The sequence below is a fragment of the Rhizobium sophoriradicis genome (assembly GCF_003939025.1).
Lineage (GTDB): Bacteria > Pseudomonadota > Alphaproteobacteria > Rhizobiales > Rhizobiaceae > Rhizobium > Rhizobium sophoriradicis.
In genome coordinates, this window is record NZ_RQIH01000007.1 from 364,249 (window position 1) to 372,348 (window position 8,100).

Sequence of the window (8,100 nt, forward strand, 5' to 3'; positions counted from 1 at the left end):
TTCGGCAGACCCTTGGAAATCCCCGTCTGTATCATTAGACTTGGAGCCCGTCGGGCGTGCCTTGCTGGGGAGTGGAGGCAGAAAGGGAGGAGCCGGATCTGTCTTCGAGATATCGCGCGATAGCGGCGCTTTTGGTAGTGCCGATAATCATTTTCGCCTTCTTCACCTATGGAAGCGCGATTGCGACGCGCGCCTACATGGAAGAAGCCTCGGCGCAGGCTGGAACGACGCTGCGTCTCGCGGTTTCGGCGCTCAGCGGCCACCTCAATCGCTACGAGGCGCTGCCGGCGCTGATTGCCGATCACGACGATATCAAGGAGCTGGTCAGCACCCCCGACGACGGGGCGTTGCGCGAGACTGCCAATCTCTACCTCAAGGAGATCAACGGGCTGTTGAAGTCGTCCGACATCTATGTCGTGAAGCCGGATGGGGAGACGATCGCCGCCAGTAATTATGATGGACCGGGAAGCTTCGTCGGGCAAAATTTCAACTACCGGCCTTATTTCCAGGAGGCGATCGAGGGGCGGCAGGCGCGGTTTTATGCGCTCGGCACAACCTCACTGAAACGCGGCTATTATTTCTCGGCGCCGATCAGGGTCGGGGCTGACATCCGTGGCGTCATCGTTTTCAAGGTCGATATCGACATGATCGAATCCTCCTGGAGCGGCGGGGAATACAAGATCTTCGTCTCCGATCCGGAGGGCATCATCTTCATGTCGGGAAGCCCGGAATGGCTCTACGGAGCAATCCTGCCGCTGACGTCCGACCGCATCGCCCGCACGGAAGCCTCGCGGCGTTATGCCAATGCCAGGCTGACCGGGTTGCCGGTGGTGCGTCACCGCTTCGAACAGCACGAGCTGATGACGCTGGCAAGTGATCGGGGCGCAAGCGAATATCTCGTGCTGTCGCATTACATGCCGGCCGAGGACTGGACGGTGAACGTGCTGATGGAAACGAGCTCCATCCGCGCCCAGGCGCGCACGGCACTGGTGGCCGTCTTCCTCATCCTTTGTATCGCCGCGCTCGCCGTCGCTGTGCTCCGCCAGCGGCGGGCGCGGCTTGCCGAGCGCATGCAGATGCAGGCTGAGGCGCAGGGCGAGCTGGAGCGCCGGGTTGAGGAGCGCACCGCCGATCTTGCCCGCGTCAACAGCCGCATCGAGGAGGAGATTTCAGAGCGACGGCTGACCGAACAGCAGCTTCGTCAGACCCAGGCCGATCTGATCCAGGCCGGCAAGCTTGCCGGGCTCGGGCAGATGTCGGCGGCTCTTTCGCATGAGTTCAATCAGCCGCTCGCCGCAGCCAAGACCTATACGGACAGCGCCGCCGTGCTGATCGACCGCGGGCGAATGGAGGAGGCCAGGGACAATATTAGGCGGATCGGCGGTCTGATCGACCGCATGGCCTCGATCAGCCGGCACCTGCGCAACTTTGCCCGCAAACCGAACGAGAAACTCGGGCCGGTCGCTCTCGACGATGCGATGCGTGATACGCTGGAAATCGTCGCATGGCGGCTGAAGGCGGCGGACGCCGAGCTCCGGCTCGACCTCGGAACGCAGCCGCCGGTCGTGCGTGCCGGTTCGGTGCGTCTGCAGCAGGTGCTGGTGAACGTCATCTCCAATGCCGCCGATGCGGTCGAAGGACTGGCTGACAGGCGCATCGAAGTGTCGGCTTTCGAGGAGGCCGGCAAGGTAGTGCTGACCGTGCGCGACCATGGGCCGGGTGTGCCGGCGGCGATTGCCGAGCGCATCTTCGATCCGTTCTTCACGACGAAAGGCGTCGGCAAGGGGCTCGGTCTGGGGCTTTCGATCTCCTATAACATCGTCAAGGATTTCGGCGGCAGCCTTGCCGCCGCCAATCATCCCGAAGGGGGCGCGGTGTTCCGCATCGAGCTGCGGTCGGCGGCAGGGCTGATGCCGGAGGCGGCGGAATGAACGAAGCGAAGATCCTGCTTGTCGACGACGAAGAAGAGTTGCGCCGGTCGACTGCGCAGGCGCTGGAGCTTTCCGGCTTCAGCGTCGAGACCTTTTCGAACGGCGATCATGTGCTGGAGCTGATCGGCTACAGCTTTCCCGGCGTCGTCGTCAGCGATATCCGCATGCCCGGTATCGACGGCATGACGCTGATGCAGAAAATCCGCGAGATCGATCAGGAAGTGCCAGTTATCCTCGTCACCGGCCACGGCGACGTCCAGCTTGCGGTGAAGGCGATGCGCGAAGGCGCCTATGATTTCATCGAGAAGCCGTTCACGCCTGAAATGCTCGCAGGGGTCATTCGGCGAGCAATGGAGCGGCGTGGCCTCGTGCTCGAAAACCGGCTGCTGAAGGCGGTCGCGGGCAAACGCGACGATATCGAGGCGCGGCTGCCGGGGCGTACACAGGTGATGGTGGATCTGCGCTACCGCATCCGGGCGATCGGGGCGAGCGATGCCGATACGCTTATTGTCGGCGAGACCGGCGCCGGCAAGGAGGTGGTGGCCCGCGCGCTTCACGACATCAGTGCCCGGGCAAGCCGGCCGTTCATCGCTATCAATTGCGCCGCGCTGCCGGCGAATCTCATCGAGAGCGAGCTTTTCGGTCATGAGCCAGGCGCCTTTCCGGGAGCGGTCAGGCCGCGTTACGGAAAATTCGAGCACGGGCGCGGCGGCACCATCCTGCTCGACGAGATCGGCTCCATGCCGTTTGACCTGCAGGCGAAGTTCCTGAGGGTGCTGCAGGAGCGGGTGATTTCCAGGCTCGGGTCGAACGAGATCGTGCCGCTCGACGTCCGCTTCATTGCGACGAGCAAGGTGGATCTCGAGGCGGAGGTGGCAGCCGGCCGCTTCCGTGCCGATCTCTTCTACCGGCTGAATGTTGCGACGCTGCACGTGCCGTCGCTGTCTCAACGACGGCCGGACGTTCCGCTGCTTTTCCTGCAACTAGTGCGAGAGGCGGCCGCCCGCTACGGCCGCGACGAACTCCTCGTGCCGCCGGAGGTGATCTCCGACATTGCCCAGCGTGACTGGCCCGGCAATGTCCGCGAATTGAGGAATGCCGCCGATCGTCTGGTCCTCGGTCTCGACAATGGCGGGTGGCAGGCCGAAGAGGCGATGGGGCTTGCGGAGCGAGTCGCCGAATTCGAGCGAGGCGTCATTGCCACCGCGCTGGTCGCGCATGGCGGCAGCCTTCGGCCGGTTTATGAATCGCTCGGCATTTCCCGCAAGACGCTCTACGAAAAGATGCAGAAATACGGCCTCGACAAGCGGATGCTGATTACCGACGGCTGATCCACATTCCGATGGGTGGATTTCCACCCATCGCGAGAGCCGTTTGTTTCCAAATCGACCCATGCTGCATCGCACTGTCGCAAATTCGTCTTGTGAAAGCGGTGGCGGCGGTTGCAGCTGGACCTTTTCCGGCGGCAAATAGCGATCGGAACCGGCGCGGAGGATGTGCCGGCGGTTGTTTCATCAGGGAGGAAACGATGAAAATCCTGAAGGCCATGCTCGGCCTGACCGCGGCTGCCGCGGTGTCTGTTCTCGCCGGCGCCGCTTCGGCGCAAACCTATCCCGAGCGCACCATCACCATGGTCGTACCCTTTTCAGCGGGTGGCCCGACCGATACCGTCGCACGCCTCGTCGCCGAATCCATGTCGAAGGATCTCGGCCAGCAGATCGTCGTCGAAAATGTCGGCGGCGCCGGTGGCACGCTCGGCGCCGGCCGGGTCGCGAACGCCGATCCCGATGGATACACCATCCTCCTGCACCATATCGGCATGGCGACCAGCGCCACGCTCTACCGCAAGCTCGCCTATGACACGCTCGGCGCATTCGACTATGTCGGCCTCGTCACTGAGGTGCCGATGACGATCGTCGCCCGCAAGGACTTGGAGCCGGCCGACCTCAAGGGGCTGATCGACTACGTCAAGGCCAACAAGGACAAGGTGACGGTCGCCAATGCCGGCATCGGCGCAGCCTCGCATCTCTGCGGCATGATGTTCATGAGCGCCATCCAGACGCCGCTGACGACCGTTCCCTACAAGGGCACGGGTCCTGCCATGACCGATCTTCTCGGCGGCCAGGTCGATATCATGTGCGACCAGACGACCAACACGACGAAGCAAATAACGGGCGGCACGATCAAGGCCTATGCCGTAACCTCGCCTAAGCGCCTCGATGTGATGAAGGATGTTCCGACGGCGGTCGAAGCCGGCCTGCCGGGCTTCGAAGTCGGTATCTGGCACGGCATCTATACACCGAAGGGCACACCGGCCGAGATCAACGAGCGGCTGTCGAAGTCGCTGCAGGTCGCGCTGAAGGATCCGAATGTCGGCGCCCGCTTCGCCGAACTGGGCACGGCGCCGTCCTCCGACGCCGATGCGACGCCGGCCGCGCTGAAGGCCAAGCTCGAAAGCGAAATCGCCCGCTGGAAGCCGGTGATCGAGGCTGCCGGGGAATATGCCGACTAGTGAGGGATGTGCCAGGAATAGCCCCTCACCCTAACCCTCTCCCCGTAAACGGGGAGAGGGGACTGCGTGCTCAATAGCAGCTGCAGGGGGCCGGCGGCATATCTCTCCCGGCTTGTGGGGAGAAGGTGCCGGCAGGCGGATGAGGGCTAGCTCCTTTGTGACGGCATCACGTGAACCATCTCCAACTCCAGGAGACACCATGAAATCCATCAGTTTCGATACCACCAATGCGATCTGCGGCGCGCTTTTCGTCGCGACCGGCGCTTTCTTCGCCTTCCAGTCGCTGGGGCTCGACCTCGGCACGACACTGCGCATGGGGCCTGGTTATTTTCCGCTGTTGCTTTCCGCCGTGCTCGTACTGCTCGGCGCGATCATCTTCATTCAGGCGCTGCGCGTGGAGGGTGAGCCGATTGACCCCTTTGCCTGGCGCGGCATGCTGTTCATCTTGCCGGCTCCGGTCTTCTTCGGGCTGACCGTGCGCGGGCTCGGATTTGCGCCGGCGCTGTTCTTCACCGCCTTCATCGCCTGCTTCGCATCGCAAAGGATGAACGTGTTCTTTGCGATCATTCTTTCGCTGTTGCTGACGGTCTTTTCGGTGGCTGTCTTCAGCTATGGGCTCGGCCTGCCGTTCGAGCGCTTCGGCCCCTGGGTCCGGTTCTAGGAGGCGATGATGGATCTTTTCAGCAATCTCGCGCTCGGCTTTGCGACGGCCGGCACGTTTGACAATCTGCTCTTTTGCCTGATCGGCGTGCTGCTCGGCACGCTGATCGGCGTCTTGCCCGGCATCGGCGCCACGGCGACGATCGCCATGCTTCTGCCGATCACCTTCCAGCTCGAACCGGTCTCCTCGCTGATCATGCTCGCCGGCATCTATTACGGTGCACAGTATGGCGGTTCGACGACGGCAATCCTGATCAACATGCCGGGCGAATCCTCCTCCGCCGTTACCGCGATCGACGGTTATCAGATGGCGCGTAAGGGCAGGGCGGGGGCGGCGCTGGCGATCGCAGCGCTCGGTTCGTTCTTTGCCGGCAGTGTGTCGACCTTCCTGGTTGCAATTTTTGCGCCGCCGCTCACCGCGATTGCGCTGCAATTCGGCTCGGCGGAATATTTCTCGCTGATGATCGTCGGCCTGGTTTCGTCGATTGCGCTTGCCCACGGCTCGGTCGTCAAGGCCTTGGCGATGGTGGCGCTCGGGCTGCTGCTCGGCCTCGTCGGCACCGACATCTACACCGGCACGCCGCGCTTCACGCTCGGCATCCGCGAATATGCCGACGGGCTGAATTTTGTGGCACTCGCCGTCGGCGTCTTCGGGGTGGCGGAAATCCTGCGCAACCTCGAGGGCGAGTCGACACGGACGGTGCTGATGGCCAAAGTCTCCGGCCTGTTACCCTCACGCCAGGAATTCAAGGAGATGATCGCGCCGGTCATTCGCGGCACGGCGATCGGTTCGGCACTCGGCATCCTGCCGGGTGGCGGCGCGATCCTGGCCGCTTTCGCCTCCTATACGGTGGAAAAGCGGATGTCGAAGACTCCGGAGGAATTCGGCAAGGGGGCGGTTGCCGGTGTCGCCGGACCGGAATCGGCTAACAATGCCGGGGCGCAGACCTCGTTCATTCCGCTCCTGACGCTCGGCATCCCCGCCAATCCCGTCATGGCGCTGATGATCGGCGCGATGATCATCCAGGGCATCGTGCCGGGGCCGAATGTCGCCACCGAGCAGCCGGCGCTGTTCTGGGGCATCATCGCCTCGATGTGGATCGGCAATCTGATGCTGGTGATCCTCAACCTGCCGCTGATCGGGCTCTGGGTGAAGCTGCTGACCGTTCCCTATTACGTGCTCTTCCCCATCATCATGGCCTTTTGCTCGATCGGGGTCTACAGCGTCAATACGAACGTCTACGACCTCTATGCAGTCGCCTTCTTCGGCTTCATCGGCTACGTGCTGGCAAAGCTTCGCTGCGAGCCGGCGCCGCTTCTGCTCGGCTTCGTGCTTGGACCGCTTCTGGAAGAGAACCTCAGGCGCGCCATGATCCTGTCGCGCGGCGACCCGACCACCTTCGTCACCCGTCCGATCAGCGCCACGCTTCTGGCGATCGCGGTTGCCGTGCTGATTGTCGTGTTCCTGCCGAGCGTCAAGAAGAAGCGCGAGGAGGTGTTTGTCGAAGAAGCCTGAGGGCTTGAAGTCACAGCTTGTTTGATGAACAAGGATGATCTGACGCGGGCGCCGGTTGGGCGCCCGTTTCGTATAAAGGGATATCCTGGCAATGAGCATCCCCGCCCGGATCAAGGACGATTTGCCGTTCCTCACGACCTTGCGTCGCGATCTGCACGCCCATCCCGAACTCGGTTTCGAGGAGGAGCGCACCGCTGGCATCGTCGCGAAGCTTCTCGAGGAGGCCGGTGTCACGGTGCATCGCGGCCTTGGCCGCACCGGCGTGGTCGGCACGCTCAAGGTCGGCGATGGCATACGCCGGATCGGGTTGAGAGCCGATATGGATGCGCTCGCCATGACTGAGACGGCGGAGCGGCCTTATAAATCGAGCGTGCCTGGCAAAATGCATGCCTGCGGCCATGATGGCCATACGGCGATGCTGCTCGGCGCCGCGCGGCACCTTGCGGCGACGCGGGGTTTTTCCGGCACGGTGCATTTCATTTTCCAGCCGGCCGAAGAGGGACGCGGCGGCGCGAAGCGCATGGTGGAGGAGGGGCTGTTTAAGCTCTTCCCCTGCGATGCCGTCTACGGCCTGCACAATATGCCAGGGCTTGCGGTCGATGAGATCGCCGTGGTCGCGGGGCCGCAGCTTGCCTCTTCCGACAGCTGGCGCGTCACCTTTCGCGGGGTCGGCACACACGGCGCCAAGCCGCATCTCGGCCGCGATCCGATCACGGCCGCCGGCACTTTCCTGTCATCGCTGCAGACGATCGTCGGCCGCGTGGTCGATCCGCTGCAGCCGGCCGTCGTCAGCGCCTGTTTCCTGCAGGCGGGCGATTCCAAGGCGCTGAACGTTATTCCCGATTTGGTCGAGATCGGCGGCACGGCACGCGCCTATTCGCACGAGGTGCGGGACCAGATGGAGACCGAGATCGGCCGGTTGGCGCAGGGGACTGCGGCCATGTACGGCATATCAGTCGAATATCATTTCGAGCGGCGGATCCCGCCGGTGATCAATGACGCGGATGCGACTGCCCGGGCGCTCGCAGCGGCCGGCTCGGTGTTCGGGAAGGTGCGGACAAACTTCCCGCCGTCGACGGCGGGCGATGATTTCGCTTTCTTCGCGCAGAATGCGCCGGGCTGTTACGTCTGGCTCGGCAACGGGCCGGCGGAGGGCGGGGCGCTGCATCACAATACGGCCTATGATTTCAATGATGAGGCGCTTGGCTACGGCGCGGCTTATTGGGTGTCATTGGTGGAGCGGGAGTTGAAGGGTTAGCTGGCGTTTGCGGCCCCTCATCCGCCCTAACGGGCACCTTCTCCCCGAGGGGAGAAGAGACTTGTGGCAACGTCTCGATTCCCTCTTCTCCCCAGCGGGGACTGTTGCATAACCGGCGTTGCAGCTTGGGTCAGGCGATTGCCGTCATCTGTGCTTGCCCCGCTTCGGTGTGTGGCGGGGTGATGGTGGCTGAATTTGATGATTTGGCAGGCAGCTGGACGGA

The 8,100-nt window shown here is 63.2% G+C and carries 6 protein-coding genes; all 6 read left to right on the plus strand.

The genetic code is table 11. The features are described 5' to 3' along the window. Positions 1-56: 56 nt before the first annotated feature. The 6 genes from EFR00_RS14510 (at position 57) to EFR00_RS14535 (ending at position 7,877) form a co-directional block, all read left to right on the plus strand. On the plus strand, positions 57-1,931 hold the full coding sequence (locus EFR00_RS14510; RefSeq protein ID WP_245345039.1) for a sensor histidine kinase: 1,875 nt from the start codon (positions 57-59) through the stop codon (positions 1,929-1,931). Continuing rightward, positions 1,928-3,262, plus strand: a complete 1,335-nt coding sequence (locus EFR00_RS14515) for a sigma-54-dependent transcriptional regulator (RefSeq protein WP_077990388.1) — start codon at positions 1,928-1,930, stop codon at positions 3,260-3,262. The genes EFR00_RS14510 and EFR00_RS14515 overlap by 4 nt, the downstream gene beginning before the upstream one ends. Before the next feature lie 197 nt (positions 3,263-3,459). Continuing rightward, positions 3,460-4,443, plus strand: coding sequence for a tripartite tricarboxylate transporter substrate-binding protein (locus tag EFR00_RS14520; protein WP_038691001.1), 984 nt, complete (start codon positions 3,460-3,462; stop codon positions 4,441-4,443). Positions 4,444-4,642: 199 nt separating this feature from the next. Continuing rightward, positions 4,643-5,104 (plus strand): tripartite tricarboxylate transporter TctB family protein, encoded by a 462-nt coding sequence (locus tag EFR00_RS14525; RefSeq protein ID WP_009982366.1) that lies wholly within the window; start codon positions 4,643-4,645, stop codon positions 5,102-5,104. Positions 5,105-5,113: 9 nt separating this feature from the next. Further along, positions 5,114-6,619, plus strand: coding sequence for a tripartite tricarboxylate transporter permease (locus EFR00_RS14530; protein ID WP_077990385.1), 1,506 nt, complete (start codon positions 5,114-5,116; stop codon positions 6,617-6,619). 91 nt (positions 6,620-6,710) lie between these two features. Beyond that, positions 6,711-7,877 (plus strand): M20 aminoacylase family protein, encoded by a 1,167-nt coding sequence (locus EFR00_RS14535; protein WP_077990383.1) that lies wholly within the window; start codon positions 6,711-6,713, stop codon positions 7,875-7,877. Positions 7,878-8,100: the final 223 nt, after the last annotated feature.